This window comes from Salibacterium lacus, from assembly GCF_042684865.1.
In the GTDB taxonomy this organism is placed as follows: Bacteria; Bacillota; Bacilli; order Bacillales; family Marinococcaceae; genus Salibacterium; species Salibacterium lacus.
In genome coordinates this window covers 399,949-417,380 of sequence record NZ_JBHUML010000003.1, presented here as the reverse complement: position 1 = coordinate 417,380, position 17,432 = coordinate 399,949, and the positions used below count along the sequence as shown (strand labels likewise).

Annotated in this window: 13 protein-coding genes; 8 read left to right on the top strand and 5 right to left on the bottom strand. The window is 48.7% G+C overall.

What is annotated here, in order from left to right; genetic code table 11:
* Positions 1-202 precede the first annotated feature (202 nt).
* On the top strand, positions 203-1,036 hold the full coding sequence (locus ACFSUB_RS12480) for a YitT family protein (RefSeq protein ID WP_380713582.1): 834 nt from the start codon (positions 203-205) through the stop codon (positions 1,034-1,036).
* Positions 1,037-1,145: 109 nt separating this feature from the next.
* A complete protein-coding gene (locus ACFSUB_RS12475) occupies positions 1,146-2,864 on the top strand; it encodes an ABC transporter ATP-binding protein (protein ID WP_380713581.1) in 1,719 nt (572 codons plus the stop codon).
* Positions 2,865-2,920: 56 nt separating this feature from the next.
* Here ACFSUB_RS12475 and ACFSUB_RS12470 read toward each other — a convergent pair whose 3' ends face one another.
* The 4 genes from ACFSUB_RS12470 to ACFSUB_RS12455 form a co-directional block, all read right to left on the bottom strand.
* The gene (locus ACFSUB_RS12470) at positions 2,921-3,346 is read right to left on the bottom strand and encodes an OsmC family protein (protein ID WP_380713660.1); all 426 of its coding nucleotides are present in this window, start codon (positions 3,344-3,346) and stop codon (positions 2,921-2,923) included.
* Positions 3,347-3,362: 16 nt separating this feature from the next.
* A complete protein-coding gene (locus ACFSUB_RS12465) occupies positions 3,363-4,901 on the bottom strand; it encodes an AbgT family transporter (RefSeq protein ID WP_380713580.1) in 1,539 nt (512 codons plus the stop codon).
* A 131-nt stretch (positions 4,902-5,032) separates the two neighbouring features.
* Positions 5,033-5,485, bottom strand: a complete 453-nt coding sequence (locus ACFSUB_RS12460; protein WP_380713579.1) for a hypothetical protein — start codon at positions 5,483-5,485, stop codon at positions 5,033-5,035.
* A gap of 18 nt (positions 5,486-5,503) precedes the next feature.
* A complete protein-coding gene (locus tag ACFSUB_RS12455) occupies positions 5,504-6,865 on the bottom strand; it encodes a PepSY-associated TM helix domain-containing protein (protein WP_380713578.1) in 1,362 nt (453 codons plus the stop codon).
* A gap of 287 nt (positions 6,866-7,152) precedes the next feature.
* Here ACFSUB_RS12455 and ACFSUB_RS12450 point away from each other — a divergent pair, with 287 nt between their 5' ends.
* From ACFSUB_RS12450 to ACFSUB_RS12435, 4 genes are all read left to right on the top strand, one after another.
* Positions 7,153-8,661, top strand: a complete 1,509-nt coding sequence (locus tag ACFSUB_RS12450) for a malate:quinone oxidoreductase (protein WP_380713659.1) — start codon at positions 7,153-7,155, stop codon at positions 8,659-8,661.
* A 230-nt stretch (positions 8,662-8,891) separates the two neighbouring features.
* A complete protein-coding gene (locus ACFSUB_RS12445; RefSeq protein ID WP_380713577.1) occupies positions 8,892-10,661 on the top strand; it encodes a methyl-accepting chemotaxis protein in 1,770 nt (589 codons plus the stop codon).
* Positions 10,661-11,740, top strand: coding sequence for a sugar ABC transporter substrate-binding protein (locus ACFSUB_RS12440; protein ID WP_380713576.1), 1,080 nt, complete (start codon positions 10,661-10,663; stop codon positions 11,738-11,740). Before ACFSUB_RS12445 ends, ACFSUB_RS12440 begins: the two co-directional genes overlap by 1 nt.
* Before the next feature lie 582 nt (positions 11,741-12,322).
* On the top strand, positions 12,323-12,793 hold the full coding sequence (locus ACFSUB_RS12435; protein ID WP_380713575.1) for a glutathione peroxidase: 471 nt from the start codon (positions 12,323-12,325) through the stop codon (positions 12,791-12,793).
* Positions 12,794-13,092: 299 nt separating this feature from the next.
* Here ACFSUB_RS12435 and ACFSUB_RS12430 read toward each other — a convergent pair whose 3' ends face one another.
* Entirely contained in the window at positions 13,093-14,082 is a 990-nt protein-coding gene (locus ACFSUB_RS12430; RefSeq protein WP_380713574.1) for an aldo/keto reductase, read from the bottom strand.
* A gap of 306 nt (positions 14,083-14,388) precedes the next feature.
* Here ACFSUB_RS12430 and ACFSUB_RS12425 point away from each other — a divergent pair, with 306 nt between their 5' ends.
* On the top strand, positions 14,389-16,083 hold the full coding sequence (locus ACFSUB_RS12425; RefSeq protein ID WP_380713573.1) for a SulP family inorganic anion transporter: 1,695 nt from the start codon (positions 14,389-14,391) through the stop codon (positions 16,081-16,083).
* Positions 16,084-16,106: 23 nt separating this feature from the next.
* Positions 16,107-17,267 carry an ROK family protein gene (locus ACFSUB_RS12420; RefSeq protein WP_380713572.1) on the top strand — a complete coding sequence of 387 codons (1,161 nt, stop codon included), beginning with the start codon at positions 16,107-16,109 and terminating at the stop codon, positions 17,265-17,267.
* Positions 17,268-17,432: the final 165 nt, after the last annotated feature.

The window sequence follows — 17,432 nt, the reverse complement described above, 5'->3', positions numbered from 1 at the left end:
CATGCATCAGGCGTTCATCAGGCCTTTCACCTCACTCCCGGAACCCAGGGTGCTGACTCGGAAACGGGACAAAGGTGATTGGAAGAGCAGACTGCCTGTGCTATGATGGAAGAAGATAAGAAATCATCCTTATCGTTAAAACAAGGGATGGTTTCTTTTTTTACGTTCTGAAATGCATTTTTCTTGGGAAGAGGTGTTATTTTTGAAAAATACAATGTACATTATCATAGGAACGCTGCTGTTTGCGCTCGCTGTGTCACAGCTTGGCATGCCCAACTCAATCGCTGAAGGCGGCATTGTAGGTATCGCCCTCCTTATTTATTATGGCCTTGGTATTTCGCCGAGTATTTCCACACCGATTATTTTTGTGCTACTTTTAAGCATAGGTATCCGTTACCTGCCAAGGCATATGGTATATAAAACCGTTTTTAATGTTATCCTCTTCTCCGTGTTTATCCGGTTTTTCGAAGGAAGATTCTTTGCTCAGCCGATGGAAGACACGATGCTGGCGGCGGTGTTTGCCGGCGTTATTACCGGTGTCGGGTTCGGCTTCATTTATCAGGCAGGAAGTTCCGTCGGCGGTACATCGATTATTGCCCGCGTGCTGAACCGGCAGCTGGGCTGGGACTTAACCGGTACCACCCTCGCTCTCGATGCTGCGGTTGTGATTGCCGGGATATTTATTATCGGTCCCATTTACACGATGTATACGTTGATTACCCTTTATATAGGCAAGGTCGTTACGGATTTTGTGCTGGGCGGTTTTGATTCGAAGAAAGCGATAAACATCGTCTCGACGTGTTCCGAAGAGATATCCATGCGGATTACCCGCGACCTGGCTTCCAGCGCTACAGTGTTTTACGGAGAAGGCGAATATATGAGGGAGCAGCGCCGGGTGTTATATATTGTTGTGCATACACACAAACTGCTGCAGTTAAAGAGGGTCATCAAAGAAGTGGATCCGCAAGCCTTTATTGTTGTTCATAATGTGAAAGATGTTTCCGGCGGCTTCATTTCCGGAGTTCCGGCTGAATGATATTCACGGCGGGCGGCATTGCCTTTTTCTCCTCTATGTGTTAAATTATTATTTCCTGTATTGATAATCATTTTCAATGAAAATATGAAACAATCAAGGGGGAATCCGCGTGCTGCGCCGCTTTGCTGCCTACTATAGACCATACAAGAAACTGTTTACGATTACGTTTGCCTGTGCCATTTTGGTTGCTCTGCTGGATCTTGCTTTTCCGCTTGTCGTGAACTGGGCGGTGGACACACTGCTTCCACAAGGGGATATTTCTGTAATCGTTTGGGCATGTATTGGATTGTTTTTCCTTTACATATTCAACACCGGCGCTCATTTTGTTGTGACGTACTGGGGCCACAGACTGGGTATCAATATAGAAACCGATATGCGTGATGAACTGTTTGATCATATGCAGCGGCTTTCCTACACGTATTATGACAACAATAAAACCGGCAATCTGCTTTCTCATTTAACGAATGATCTGTTTGAGATAGGAGAAGTGGCACACCACGGCCCCGAAGACGTGTTTATTGCACTGATGACGTTATTCGGTTCGTTCGGAGTGATGTTATTTATCAACGTCAAACTGGCGGTGCTTACTTTTTTGATCGTACCATTGCTCATTGCGGTGATTGTCTACTGCCACCGTCACATGGCGGCGGCCATGAAATACATGCTGAAGCGGATGGCTGACTTTAATACCCGGGTGGAAGATACAGTGGGCGGTATTCGTCTCGTGCAGGCGTTTGCGAATGAGCGTCACGAACAGAAATTATTTCATCATGATAATCAGAATTTCAAGCAGGCGAAACTCTGGTCGTACCGCATAATGGGGTTGAACAATTCGCTCAGTTATATGATGATGCGCATCATGACATTATTTGTTCTCCTGTGCGGCGCTTATTTTATCGTACAGAATGAGATGTCCATCGGCGATTTTATGGCGTTCATTCTGCTCACCAATATCTTTTTTCAGCCGATTGAAAAAATCAATGCTATCATTGAGAGTTATCCGAAAGGATATGCCGGATTTAAACGCTACATTGCCCTCCTGGATACAGAACCTGATATAGTGGACGCTCCCGGTGCCAAACCATTGCCTGAAGTAGAAGGAAACATTACCTATAGGGGGGTGCGTTTTGGTTATGACGATAACCGCCCGATTGTCGACGGGATTGATTTATCAATTGAGGCAGGGGAGACGGCAGCGTTTGTCGGACCGTCCGGTGCCGGCAAGACGACGCTTCTCAGTCTGCTTCCGCGCTTTTATGATATTCAGGAAGGAGCCATCACGGTAGACGGGGAAGATATCCGGGATGTACAGCTTGCCTCTCTCCGGCAGCAGATCGGCATTGTGCAGCAGGACGTGTTCATGTTTTCCGGAACCCTGCGTGACAATATCCGTTACGGCAAACTGGATGCTCCTGATGAGGAAGTATGGGAGGCGGCCCGGCGCGCGGAACTTGAATCGTTTGTTGAGGAGCTGCCGGACGGACTGGACACGGTTGTCGGTGAACGCGGAGTGAAATTATCCGGCGGGCAGAAGCAGCGCCTGTCGATTGCGCGCATGTTTCTGAAGAATCCGCCTATCCTTATTCTGGACGAAGCGACGTCCGCTCTGGATACAGAAACCGAACAATCCATTCAACGGTCCCTGAATGAGCTGGCTCAAGGTCGGACGACCCTGATTATCGCCCACCGGCTCGCTACCATCCGCCATGCGGACAACATCATTGTCGTGACACAGGATGGAATTGAAGAGCAGGGGACCCATGATGCACTGCTTGAACGCGGCGGTCACTACGCCAAACTCCACGGTGCCCAGCATGTGTACGTATAATGAACAAAAAAGGACTGGATGAAAGAGGAGAACTCTTTCATCCAGTCCTTTTTTATTTATTCATCTGCCGGTGCTTCGGATCCGTTCAAAATCAGTTTGAAAGAAACGGAAGCCTGCAGGGAGTCAGAGACGGAGCAGTATTTTTCCTCCCCGAGATGGATCGCGCGCCAAACTTTTTTCTTGTCGATATCCCCGTCGATATGGACAGTGATGGTAATGTCTGTGAAACCTTTAGGGGCCTCTTCTTTCCGCACGCCGTCTGTTTCCATTTCGATGCGGTCAACATGTTCGAGATGCGGTCTTAAAATCATCGTAATATCTATGCCGATACATCCTGCCAGGGAACTCAGCAGCATTTCTGTCGGTGTCGCACCTTCGCCGAGTCCACCGTAATTTTCTGTAGCATCCATGTACACGGGATAACCGGAATCACCGGCGGATTCGAAAGCCCTGCCGCCGGTCCATGTCGTTGTTACTTTCATCATTCATCAGCCTTTCTTAATAGGTTAAGTCAGCGCCGGGGCCCACTGGAACGCCGAGAAGATACCAAACGATGAAGAAAATCGTCCAGACGACCAGAATACCGATGGAATGCGGCAGCATCAGTGAGATGACGGTACCTACCCCGTTTTGTTTTCCGTACCGCTGCGCAAATGCGACAACGAGCGGGAAGAACGGCATCAGTGGTGAAATGATATTGGTCGAGGCATCACCAATACGGTAAGCAACTTGTGTTACTTCCGGCGGAATGCCCAGATTCATAAACATCGGTACAAAAACAGGCGCCATGATTGCCCATTTTGCGGAATCAGCAGCGATAAACAGATTGATCAGTGTTGTAATCAGAATTAACGGCACCAGTAAAAACAAGCCGTCCAGCTGGAAAGCTTCCAGGATTCCGGCTCCTTTAACGGCCAGAATAGTTCCGAGGTTCGTGTAATTAAACAAGGCAACGAACTGGGCCGCAAAGAAAATCAACACGATGAAACCAGCCATTGTTTCAAGAGACGATGTCATGAGCTCGGCAACATCTTTATCATTTTTCACCGATTTCGTGACGATACCATAGACCGTTCCCGGTACCAAAAAGATGAGCATCATAAGAAAAATAATACTGCTCATGAATGGAGAAGTAATAATACTGCCGCCTTCTCCACGCAATGGAGCATTTTCCGGGATGACGAGCAGGGCAATGACAATCATAACAGCGAGTATAGACAGATTCGCCCAGAAAAGCCCTTTTTTCTCTATCTGCGTGATCTGAATGTTTTCCTGTGTCTCCTGCTCCGGCACGTACTTTCCTAATTTCGGTTCAACCAGCTTGTCCGTGATGAGCGTACCGAGAATGACAATCAGGAAGGTGGAAGCGAACATGAAAAACCAGTTGTCGGTCGGATTGACGACATAACCGGCGTTGATGATCCGGGCGGCCTCTGTCGAAATACCGGCTAAAAGCGGATCGTTTGTGCCAATCACCAGGTTGGCGGAATAGCCGCCGGATACACCGGCGAAAGCGGCGGAAAGCCCGGCAAGCGGGTGGCGCCGGAAGCCGAGAAAGATGATGGCTCCAAGTGGCACAAGCACCACGTAGCCGACCGAAGCGGCTACATTGGAAAGAACACCCATTAAAACAACAAGAGGCGTAACGAATTTCTTCGGTGCCTTTGTCACAGTATTGGTCATAATGGCGCTGATATAGCCGCTTTTTTCAGCGACACCGACACCAAGCATGGCGACAAGGACCGGTCCTAGTGCGACAAAGGATGTAAAATTCGAGACGACACTGGAGAACATATGGGCAATGCCGTCGGATGTAAGCAGGCTGACCGCCTCAACGTTCAGCATTTCCGTTTCCAGTGTTTCGTCATTGACGCCCTGAAATGATACAGAAACCCCCATCATGTAAAGAATATGAGATAAAATAATGACAGCAAACGTAAACAAGATGAATATGGTGACCGGATGCGGAAGCTTGTTCCCTGCTTTTTCAACAGCGTTCAGCATTTTAATGGATCTTGGTGTGCGTGGACTGCTCATTGGTTCCTCCCCTTTTTCTATGTTTAAACATATACCCTAGTATACACATATGAATTGTAACGTCCAATATCTGAGTTCATGAAAAGGTTTAACATTACAAAAAAAGAAGACAAACCAATGAATGGATCATTTTAATGATGACCGCCGGCAGGGGTGGAATGTTGCTTCGCGTTGAGCTTCTGTTGTTCTCTTTGAGTTAAATTTCCCACACCGATGCGCTTTGTAACCTGGAGATTGTGTTCTTTTACAGGAATGTCGGCACGAAGGCGGTACAGCCCGTCCTCCGGAAATTCGATGAATGTTTCCGGCGTGCTGTCCTCCTGCGGATCCATGGATGTTGTTTCAATCGTCACTTTTTCAAACGAGGACAACGTAAGCTTTATATCCTCCTGTATTTTATACGGCTCACCGTTTTGGAGCACATGAATCTGAACCGGTTCCAGTGCACCGGCGGCGAGTGCGCCGTCCGTATGAATGAATGCACTCACCGGCTTGCGGTCGTTATATTCATTATGGTTGTTTACATCAAGAGACGAACAGGCTCCAAGCAGCAGGAGTAGAGCAGGTATCCACATTTTCTTCATTATTTTACCCCCTTTTATTCAGGTCATGTGAAAGAATGTTCGAAGACGGCTTATTCGGCGGATGATGAGATAATCCAGAGCATATAGAATGAGCACTGACAATCCGAACAGCGGAAAGACGATACCAAATCCAATCACCAAAAAGACAAACCCCCGGAACTTCCAGGCACTCATACTTTTAGGTGCGCCGAGCTTTCCGGCTGGACGCCGCGTCCACCAGAGACGGATTCCGCTCAGGATAATACCGATTAAGCCGACGCAGATGAGCAGTCCGAACAACTGGTTCCAGATTCCGAACTGAAGGCCTTTATGGATCGTTATTCCCATTGCCATCACTTTGGCGGGCAGTGGATACTGCTCCCACCGGTAATCCGCCAGGATACTGCCGTTATACTGATTGATGTGCATCGTCACTTCGTTCTGGGCCTGGTCGGGGAAGGCCGAAACCGTGAAGACCCCTGTCTCCGACGAAGGGTAATAGACGTTAAATCCGGATACCACGCCGGTCTGCTCCGCGGTATTTACAACATGGTCAATCGAAATCCTTTCATACGCATTCCCGGCATACGACTCCGGCACCGGCATCTGTTCCGCGGCCCAGGAGACGTCCCCCGTGTCAGTGGTGACAGCATCGGATACCGGCGCCTCCCCTACCCAGATGGAAGGAGGATACCCAATCCCCGTGCTTGTTGCGATACGCTGCACTCCGTCTCCCCAGAATCCTGTCCACAACATTCCAGTCAGCAAAAAGAAAACCAGGCCGCCCGAAATCCAAAATGCGGGGACAGAGTGGATTCTCTTTCGTTTCTGCCGTTTATTATCCGAAGGGCCGGGCAGAAAGCTCTTCCGGTTTACCATCTGACTGCGGGACGGCCACCACAGGTACAGTCCGCTGATGAGCATAAATATCGTCCAGCAGGCGGCGGTTTCGACAATCCGGTCTCCGGTCGTTCCAATCATTAATTCACCGTGGAATTCCTGCACCCGGTCCATTAACCGGTTTTTGTTAAGAAGTGTTCCGGTTATGTCCAGGGTATAAGGGTTCACAAATACCGTCATCCCTTCCTCAGAAGCCGTTGTAATACCAACTTCGGCGGCTTGTCCTTCTCCGCCTGGGGGCTGGTAGCGGGTGATGTGAGCCTCCGGTCTTTCATCGAGAACCGCCTGTGTAACCACAGAAGCCTCATGCCGGTTCCCCTCTGCCGACACCTCTGTATAGTCCTGGTACAGCCAGTCTTCAATATCCCCACGAAATAAATACGAAGCCCCTGTCACGGCCAGCATCAATAAAATGGGGGCGAGAATAATACCGGCATAAAAATGCCAGCGCCAGAAAATAGTATAGTTTTTCTGGCGCTCTTTTTTGGTTGAATGATCCATGATATCTCCTCTTTCTGCGCAACGTCACAGCTGCCCCGTCTTTATGGGGGATAAGCATTTACATTCTAATCTATGCCTGCGCGGCTGACTGTAGATAATCTGTGAATGTTTTTCTTTTCACAAAAGGGTCATTTCTTTTTTATAGACACGAAATAGTCTATAATAAGAAAAGAAGAGAAACCAACTAGTCGGTGCGGTAGTGTTGCAGAATAAAAGAACATAAAGGTAAGCAGAATAGAACAGCATGAATGCAGCTGCTCTTTTCTGTGAATTTTCAGCTTGTAAGGATGGTATACATGAGTACGAACGAAACGACAGACGTGATTCTGATCGGTGCCGGTATTATGAGTGCAACGATCGGCAGTCTTTTAAAAGAACTGGCACCGGAATGGAACATTACGGTGTTTGAGAAACTTAAACATTCAGGCGAAGAAAGCTCGAACGAATGGAACAACGCAGGAACCGGTCATGCGGCGCTGTGTGAGTTGAACTATACAAAAGAACAATCGGATGGCTCGATAGACATCAGCAAAGCGGTGAATGTTAATGAGCAGTTTCAAGTGTCCAAGCAGTTCTGGACCTATCTTGTGAACAGCCGCAAGATCACCAATCCGCAGGAGTTTATTATGCCGCTGCCGCATATCAGCTTTGTGCACCGCCCGGACGATGTGACGTTTTTGAAGAAGCGGTATGAGACCATGAGTGAGCATCCGCTTTTTCAAGGGATGGAATACTCCGATGATCCAGAGAAGCTGAAAGAATGGATCCCGCTGATGATGAAGAACCGCAGCCCTGAAGAACCTGTGGCGGCAACGAAAATGGAGACGGGAACGGATGTTAACTTCGGCTCTCTCACTCGTAAGTTGTTTGATCAGCTGCAGAGTGACAATGTTCATGTCCGGTATAACCATGAGGTAGAGAGTATGAGGCAGAATTCGGATGGAACATGGAGTTTGAAAGTACGCAATCATAATAGTGGGGACGCCGAAAGCCACAGAGCACGTTTTGTCTTTATCGGAGCCGGCGGCGGGAGCCTTCATCTGCTGCAGAAAGCGGGCATTCCGGAAGGCAGAGGCATCGGAGGTTTTCCAGTCAGCGGCCAGTTCATGGTCTGTAAGAATCCAGACGTTGTGGAGCAGCACCATGCCAAAGTATACGGAAAAGCGCCGGTAGGAGCACCGCCAATGTCCGTGCCGCATCTGGATACACGGTACATCGACAATCAAAGAACATTGTTGTTCGGTCCTTTCGCCGGATTCTCGCCGAAGTTCCTGAAAACCGGGTCGCTTCTCGATTTATTTACATCGATCCGGATGGGCAATGTGCTGACGATGCTGTCGGCCGGTGCGAAAGAAATGGGGCTGACCAAATACTTGATCGGCCAGGTTTTGCAGTCGAAAGAACAGCGCATGGAAGCCCTCCGTGAATTCGTTCCGGACGCCAAAAGCGAAGACTGGGAGCTCGTCGTGTCAGGACAGCGCGTGCAGGTTATCAAGGACACAGAAGAAGGCGGGAAGGGCACCCTTCAGTTTGGGACAGAAGTTGTCACCGCAGCGGACGGATCCATCGCAGCCCTTCTCGGTGCTTCGCCGGGCGCTTCCACCGCCGTTCAGGTCATGCTCGAAGTGCTCGAAAAGTGCTTCCCGCAGCATATAGAGGAGTGGACGCCGAAGATAAAGGAAATGGTTCCTTCTTACGGTTTGTCCCTTTCCGAGCATCCTGAACTGATTGATGAGATTCAAAAAGAAGCTGACGAGATGCTGCAGCTGAAGAAAAAAGAACCAGTTATGCATTAAACATTACTACAGCAAAGAACTTTCTATCCCGGTGGATGGAAGGTTCTTTTTTTAGATTTGCATATGGAAATTTAATCCTTTATTGTTTGCATTCATTAACCTAATGGGATGTTGGTCGATATAAGGAATATGGATGACAGACATACGTCCTAAAAGTGGATAATGGAAGGTGGTATTGTTTTTGAAAAAAGCAGCCCGAGACAACAAAGAAATAAATGGAGGGAGATATCGTGATTAAAAACATTTGGCAGAATCGATCAATTGGCGGGAAATACGCCTTTGTGTTTGCCGTCGTTATTTTGACGTTTGTTCTCTCCCTCCTTGTGACATATAAGCTGCTTTCCCAGACCAATGACTCCGTGCAGGAGACTCGTGTGAAAAACAGTGTCGTCCAGGATGCATCGTCGTTGATGTCATTGTATCAGCAGAAATACTTGAACATTCCGGAGTATATGATCATGGAGGATGAGGCCGGACTCGAAAATTACCTGTCTCTAAGTGAGGAATTTACAGCGACAGCAAAACGGCTGCGGGGGAATCTGGAAACAGAGGAGCAGCTCTCTGTCATTAATCAGATCATCGAAAACAATCACGCTCTTGATGAGTATTATTTCAGCGAAATTGTCCCGAATGTTCAGGAGATTAATACGGAAACATTTACTGAACTGCAAAACAGCGCGCAGGAGTTGAAAGAGGAAACGATGACGCTGGGGCAGTCCCTGCAGGAAGAAGCTGCGGCCTCCAATAATGCTTCGATTGCGGAAGCGGAGAACAGCATCCGTACCAGCTTATTAATCCTTGTGATTTCCGTCGTCGTGTCGATAACTATCTCGTCGGCCTTACTGTTCTTCATCAGCCGTTCTATAAGGAAAAGCTTGAGCCGGGTGGTGGAAACGAGCAATGAGATTGCGCACGGTAACCTTGAGGCAGACGATCTGGAAGACGACAGGAAAGATGAAATCGGCCGTTTGTCCAGCTCAATTAACGAGATGAAGACGAGCTTAAAAGGTATGATTGTGGAAGTCTCCACTCTGGCCGACAACGTCGACGAAAAAGTACAGACGTTCAGCAGGACATCCGGTGAAGTGAAAGAAACGAGCGAACAGGTGGCAGTGACGATTGAAGAACTGGCGGCAGGTGCCAGCAGCCAGGCCAATGAAGCTACCAGCATATCCGAGAAGATGCAGGATCTGAATCAGCAGATTACGGATGCAAGTGAAAACGGGGAACAGCTGACGTCGTATTCTCAAGACGTGCACCGCGTTTCCATCGACGGGGATGCACAGATGCAGGAATCATTGGAACAGATGATCAGAATCAATGATATGGTTGAAACGTCCATGACGAAAATGAAAGATCTGGAAAAACAGACGAATTCGATCTCTGAATTTGTCCATGTGATTCAAGATATAGCCGAGCAGACGAATCTGCTTGCGCTTAATGCGTCTATTGAAGCAGCGCGCGCCGGGGAAGCCGGTAAAGGATTTGCAGTGGTAGCCGATGAAGTCCGGAAACTGGCCGAACAGGTTACATCATCTGCGGACAGCATTACAAAAATCGTCAATTCCATCAAAGACGAGACCGGAAAAATGGTCACCGATATGACAGAAGGATATGAAGAAGTGAATAAAGGAAAGTCTCAGATTGAAACATCCGGCGCCTACTTCTCGGAGATCAAAGAAAAAGTTTCAAATATGGTAGAACGGGTTTCCGAGATCTCAAACTCGCTTGCTTCCTTCCATTCAGCCAGTCAGGATATCAGTCGTTCTGTGGAACATATCGCTTCTATTTCGGAAGAATCAGCAGCAGGGACCGAAGAGATTTCCGCCTCGGTGAACGATCAGCAGGAATCCATCCACCGGGTATCAAGCGGCGCAGATGAACTCAAGCAGATGGTGGAGCGGATGAACGGATTGATTCAGCATTTTGATGTTCAGAATGACACCGAACAGGAAACGGCAGAAATGCCTGAAGCGGTGTACAGAGAGGAGGATAAGTAATGAAGATGTTTGGCAAAACAATCTTTTGGATTACCGTTTTGATGTTGCTTGTAATTATGGCGGCCTGCAGTGGTGGTGCGTCTACGGATTCCGCCGATTCTTCCGAGGGAGGAACAGCCGAAGCGGCAGAGCAGAAACTCCGTTCCAACCAGGAGGATCCGTATGTCGGTTTTGCGCTTGACACCCTGCGTGAAGATCGCTGGTACCGCGACAAGGACGCCTTTGAAGCTGCGGTAGAGGATCAGGGCGGCCAGGTAAAAACGCTGGCTGCCAACGGAAACCAGGATATTCAGATTCAGCAGGCGCGCCTTCTTATCAACGAGGGAGTCGATGTGCTGGTCGTGGTTCCGACGGAAGCAGAGGGAGCCTCTGAGATTGTCAGTATGGCTCATGATGCAGGTGTGAAGGTGCTGTCTTATGACCGTCTGATCCGCGGAGCAGATGTCGATCATTATGTTTCGTTTGATAACGAAAAAGTCGGAGAACTTCAGGCAGAGGCCATCCTCAGTCAAGCCGGAGAAGGCACGTTTGCTTATGTAGGTGGAGCAGAGTCCGATAATAATGCGGTTCTTTTCCGGGAAGGAGCCATGAATGTACTGCAGCCGCATATTGAATCCGGAGATATCGAATTGGTCTACGATAGCTATACCGAGGGTTGGGATCCGGTAAAAGCGCGTGAAAATCTATCTTCCTTTCTGGCCTCCAATGATGTATCCCTCGACGCGGTGGTGGCTGCCAACGACGGTACAGCAGGCGGTGTCATTGAAGCGCTCGGGAATCAGGCAGGAGAGGTGCCTGTTTCCGGACAGGATGCCGAAGTGGAAGCCGTACAGCGAATCGTGGAAGGGACCCAGACAATGACCGTATATAAATCAATGGAAGATCTCGCAGGCAAAGCCGCAGAACTTGCCCTGAGCATGGCTGAAGGCGAAGAGATTCCGGCAGAAACAACAATTGATAATGGGAAGGGAGATATCGCTTCCACCCTGCTGGAGCCTTTGACTGTGACGGAAGACAATATAGAAGAAACGTTAATCGACGATGGATATCTCACAGAATCGGAGATTTATGGCAATTAATTCGCATGATAAGGAAGACGGGAAAACCATCCAAGGACGCATCGGTTCTTTGAGGATAGGTTTTTTCTTGGCAGGAAGTAAGCAGGACAAGTTGGCGTTGCCCGGATGCGGCGTCAGAAAGTCCTGTTATTGACCACTATATGGCCAAAAACAGCTTGAAGTAGTCGATAGATGGGATCTAACAGCCGTTTGCAAAATGGGGGAGGGAAGAATTGGTCCCAGGAAACCCTGAGGAACCAACTTCGCCGCATTTCAGCCTGGAAGTGGTAGCTGGAAAGTGTCTAATGACCGATTGATGGTTGAGCGTGTTTTGAATTAGTCATTAGTAAGTTCAAGGAGCCAATCGCCTGAGGGAGCAGGGGAGAAATGGCCGCAGGAACGCTCCATGAACCATTTATCGCACAACTTCAACCCGGAACTGGTCCTTAGATGGAGTTTAACGACCAATTCTTCCCTCCTTAGCCACCGGATTAACCGCCGCTGTCAGGGGTGCTCTGTACTTTTTGCGGATTTTATACTCACGAGCAGATGGTTCTGCATTCGGAAAGGAAGAAGGTATAATGAACGAAAGGAGGGATTTTAGTGAGCATTTACGATATTACAGTCACCAAAGCTGATGGAAAAGAATACACACTGAACGAGTATGAAGGAACGCCTATGCTGATCGTCAATACTGCTACCAACTGCGGACTTAAGGGGCAATTTGACGGGCTCGAAACTCTGTATCAGAAATATAAGGACGAAGGTTTGATTGTACTTGGCTTCCCGTCGAACCAGTTTAAACAGGAACTGGATGATGCGGCGGAAGCAGAAGAATCATGCCGCCTGAATTACGGGGTGACGTTTCCAATCCATGATATCGTGCAGGTAAATGGCGACGAGGCTCATCCGCTGTTTCAGTTTCTCACGGACCAGCAGAAAGGCATGTTCGGCAGTCAGGTCAAATGGAATTTCACGAAATTCCTGGTGGATAAAGAGGGAAGCGTCGTCAACCGCTTCTCTCCCCAGACGAAACCCGAATCCCTGGAAGAAGACATTCAAAGCGTATTATAAAGGTATAAAAAATGCTCCCGATTATCGAAACAGATAGTCGGGAGCATCTTATTTGGAAGAGGAAAGAACGGTTCCGAAACACTATATCATGGATACTGCGGCACTGTTTCCGGGAAATAGCGGATACCGGTGGAGGACCGGCATCCACTAACCGGCCGGTCCAGCATCATAGTGTCCACTAAACCAACCTCCGTGGACGCTAAAAGTTCTCCGGGAACATTTAGTGTCTACCCGTCTTTCCAATCCAAAATACGTAAGAGAGCCCCAGCCAAAAACGGGAGGGACTCTTTTGTAGAAATTTAAGTGCTTATAGGCAGTGGTGCCTTCGGCGAAACAATCTTCTGCTCCCGCAGGTCGTGCCAGAAAGCATCCGGAATATCAGCGTTCATCGCGTCGATATTTTCCTGAATACGTTCAGGGCGGGTTGTGCCTGGTATGACGGCGGCAACAGCCGGATGGGCAGCGGAGAACTGCAGAGCGGCTGCGATGAGATTGACGCCGTGGTGGTCTGCGATGTCATTCATGCGGTTGACCATGGACGTTACTTCAGACGAAGCTTCACCGTATTCATAATGAGAACCACCTGCGATAATGCCGGAGCTGTACGGCGCACCGACAACAATGCCCACGCCTTGCTCCTGGGCAGCTGGCATTAAACGCTGCAGGGCATGTTCGTGGTCAAGCAATGTGTAACGGGTTGCCTGAAGGCTGATATCAGGGTTGGCATGTTCAAGCTGCATCGCCAGTTCAATTGGCTCGGTCCGGTTTACACCAATGCCCCAGGACTTGATAACCCCTTCCCTGCGGAGCCGTTCCAGCTCAACGAAGGCGCCGTTTCTTGCTTCATCAAACCGGCTGACCCATTCGTCTCCGTGAAAATCCGGAGAAATGTCATGAACGTAGATAAAGTCAATCCGGTCAGTCTGCAGGCGTTCCAAGCTCTGCTCGATTGAGCGGCGCGTGCCTTCTGCACTGTAGTCATCGACAACTTTATTCTTTCGTCCGTCCTGGAACAAGCCTTCTTCTTTTTCTTCTGTCTCTTCCAGCATATAACGTCCGACTTTGGTGCTCAGCACATAATCGTCGCGGTTGTGCTTGGAGAGCACTTCGCCAAGCCTCAGTTCTGCCAGTCCTGCTCCGTAAAACGGTGCGGTGTCAAAATAACGGATGCCGTTGTCCCAGGCTGCTTCTATCACGGCTTTGGCTTCGTCGTCCGGGATGTCACGATACATATTACCAAGTGGCGCTGTACCGAAGCCGAGTTTTCCATTCTGTTTTAAATCAATCATATATATCCTCCTTTACGTCAAGATCATGTATGGCATAAGACCTTTTTTGCGTGCAAGCTGCTTAATGAAAAAGACGCATTCTTTCTCATTACCGCATAGAGTTCATTGTAAACATATGTAAGCGGATACGGTGGAAAAGGATGAATTTCTGCAGAATATCGGTTCAGTACTCCCATTCCCCGTCAAAGGATGCAGGCCTGAAACACAGCTCTTGAATGATGAAGAAAAACAGGGTATAGTGAAAGTATATTACTTTTGTCCGAAATGGATGAAACAAACGCTGTATGTCAAAAGGGGGCAGGCGCCATGTCTAAACTTCCGGGTGGTATCCTCAATCTTCCACCGGATTATAACGGGCAGTCATTCAAACAGGATATCGCGGCCGGTCTTACCGTGTTTATCATGCTGGTACCCCAGGGTATGGCTTACGCGCTGCTGGCTGGACTGCCGCCGGTCATGGGACTATATGCTTCCACGATACCACTCATTTTATACGCGCTCTTCGGCTCATCCCGGCATCTGGCTGTCGGTCCGGTCGCATTGTCCTCTATTCTTATATTCTCCGGGGTTTCCGCGTTTTCGGAACCACAAAGTTCTGAGTACATCACCTTAGTGCTGTTGTTAACTTTGATGACTGGGATTCTGCAGCTGTTCCTCGGGTTGGTGAACGCCGGAGCTTTGGTGAAATTTATTTCCCAAAACGTCATTAACGGCTTTACGTCGGCCGTTGCGATTATTATAGGTTTCAGCCAGCTTGGGAATTTTTTCGGGATTGAAATGGGCGGCCAAAATCAACTCCTGCCTCTAGCTGTATCTTTTTTTCAACATATTAACGCTGTTCATTTACCGACAACTGTTATTGGTGTGGTCAGTCTTGTTATGTTAATGGGATTGAGAAAACGCACGAAATTACCGCTGCCGTTACTTATTGTTATTTTAAGTATCACCGTGGTGTACTTTTTCGGTCTGGATGAGGCGGGAATAAAAATTGTCGGGGATGTTCCGAGTGGGTTTCCGGGATTTTCTGTCCCTGCTTTTGATACATCCTCGATGGCCATGCTTCTTCCGACAGCGTTAACCATTGCGTTTATTGCCATGATGGAATCGTTATCCATCACGAAGACGTTGGCCGGAAAAGACAGCCCGCCCCTGAATGTAAATAAAGAACTGCGGGCCATAGGTGCTGCTAATATCGCCGGTTCCCTGTTTTCGTCCTATGCCGTTACCGGAAGCTTTTCCAGAAGTGTGGTGAACTACCGCTCTGGATCGGTATCCCAGGTGGCGATGGTGATGACAGCCATCGGTGTTATACTAACGTTGTTTTTTCTGACCCCGTTGTTTTACTATCTTCCCCAGGCCGTGCTGGCCGCTATTATCTTGTCTGCTTTAGCAGGCCTGGTCAATGTGCCGTCTCTGCGCTATGCTTTTCGTATCAAGCCCGCGGACGGATGGGTCTGGGTCGTTACATTTGCGGCGACCTTACTTACAGGCATTCAATGGGGGCTGCTGATCGGGGTCGGTGTTTCGCTGTGTATTTTGATTCATCGGATTTCCCACCCACATATTGTCGAAGTAGGCTGGGATGATAAAACAAGAAATTACCGTGATGTGGAGCGGTTTACCGACGCTGAGCGTATGCCCGGTAAAGTGATGCTGCGCATCGACGCCAGAATCCATTTTTCCAATGTGACCTATATCGAAAAGGTAGTGGAAAAAGTGGTAAAGGAAGCGGAGAAAAAAACGGAAACGCTGTATGACGTCATTATTGATATGGGCGGAGTAAACGACATCGATACGGCCGGCATTGACGAGCTGGAGCGGTTGATCCGGACCTACACGATCCGAGGCGATATCAATATTTGGTTCGTCCAACTGAAAGGGCCGGTCCGTGACTTACTGCAGCGCGCGGGCTGGGAGGAGCGTTTTCCGGATGTGATGAGTGACCTTCCGCTGGATGAATTTATGAAAGAAAAACAGGAACCAAACGACTACATGATCTAAGTGTGAAGGGAGGAGACTGTGCTGTGATAAAGGAACTGCTGGGCCGCCACTCCCCTAAATTTCATGGAATGAAAGAAGTGTACCGCGTGATCCATCAAGAGAATCCGGTCACGAAAGCAAAACTCCTGGAGCGGACGAACATGACGCAGACGACCGTAGTCCGGCATCTGGAGGAATTGAAACAATATGGATTAATCCGGATTGCATCCTATGATGAATCCAGCGGAGGGCGGCCGCCTGCCTTATATGATATTGAACCGGAAGCAGCTTTTATCATTGGTATCGCGCTCTCCCGGGCGGAAACAACCGTTACGATTGCTGATATGTCATTTCAGCCGGTCGCCGAAGAAACGTTTGCGATGACTGAAAATCATACCCCTGCATTCACGTTGTCCCTGCTCAAACAAACGATAACCTCTCTCTTGAAGCAACATCACATAGACAATGTGGATATACTGGGCATTGGTATCGGAACGGTAGGACCTCTTGACCGGGAGGAGGGTGTGATGTACCCGGACGGCTTTACAGCCCCGGGATGGGAAGAAGTTTCGATTGTGGCAGAAATGCAGGAAGCGTTCCAAATGGATGTATTTCTGGAAAACGGGGCAAACACAGCAGCCCTGTATGAATCACTGCGGCATCGCTTCGGCAGAGAGTCTATTCTTTACTGCATCAGTGGATGGGGACTTCGCTGCGGAGTGCTGGCAAACGGAACTATCATGCAGAGCAGGAAAGGGGACGCCACTTCGTTTGGTAACATGATCATTGATGCTTCGTCAGGCAGAACCTTGTCATCCTTCATTTCCTATCATCATCTTGCCGGTGAAACACAACGGTCCATGCAGATTCCGGAAACGAAGACTGATAAAAACGACGTGATGCAGTATGTACTGCAGGAACTGGAAAACAGAAATCCGATGGTCGAAAGTATAGTGCTGTCGTCCGCCTATTACTACGGTGTCGGTCTGGCGAACATGATCAACGTGCTTCACCCGGAAATCGTGGTGCTGAGCAGTGAGCTGATAAAACTATCCCCCGCCTACTATGAAAAAGTGATACAAACAGCGGAGTGTTTTATTTCTCAAACGGATCAGCAGCGTCCTGTCTTTCAACGGGCAGAAGATAACGTGAATCCAACCGCAGTTGGAGCATGTGTGCTCGCCTTTCATTCAACGTTTATTTAATGCGTAAGAAGCGCTGAAGGAGGAAATCCAACAGTTTTGAAGTGGGAAACCGGACACCGATTTCCGGCATCCATTAACTGCTCGAGCGGTGCATGTAGTGTCCATGGAACATTGTTTCATGGACACTAATTCTTTATTCTAGGCTGTTAGTGGGCACAGCCTAGA

Bases quoted from the DNA above. Each gene is read 5' to 3' on its own strand.
- ACFSUB_RS12440 (WP_380713576.1), top strand. From the start codon at position 10,661: ATGAAGATGTTTGGCAAAACAATCTTTTGGATTACCGTTTTGATGTTG.
- ACFSUB_RS12460 (WP_380713579.1), bottom strand. From the start codon at position 5,485: ATGAAGAAAATGTGGATACCTGCTCTACTCCTGCTGCTTGGAGCCTGT.
- ACFSUB_RS12425 (WP_380713573.1), top strand. From the start codon at position 14,389: ATGTCTAAACTTCCGGGTGGTATCCTCAATCTTCCACCGGATTATAAC.
- ACFSUB_RS12465 (WP_380713580.1), bottom strand. From the start codon at position 4,901: ATGAGCAGTCCACGCACACCAAGATCCATTAAAATGCTGAACGCTGTT.
- ACFSUB_RS12470 (WP_380713660.1), bottom strand. From the start codon at position 3,346: ATGAAAGTAACAACGACATGGACCGGCGGCAGGGCTTTCGAATCCGCC.
- ACFSUB_RS12430 (WP_380713574.1), bottom strand. From the start codon at position 14,082: ATGATTGATTTAAAACAGAATGGAAAACTCGGCTTCGGTACAGCGCCA.
- ACFSUB_RS12455 (WP_380713578.1), bottom strand. From the start codon at position 6,865: ATGGATCATTCAACCAAAAAAGAGCGCCAGAAAAACTATACTATTTTC.
- ACFSUB_RS12450 (WP_380713659.1), top strand. From the start codon at position 7,153: ATGGTATACATGAGTACGAACGAAACGACAGACGTGATTCTGATCGGT.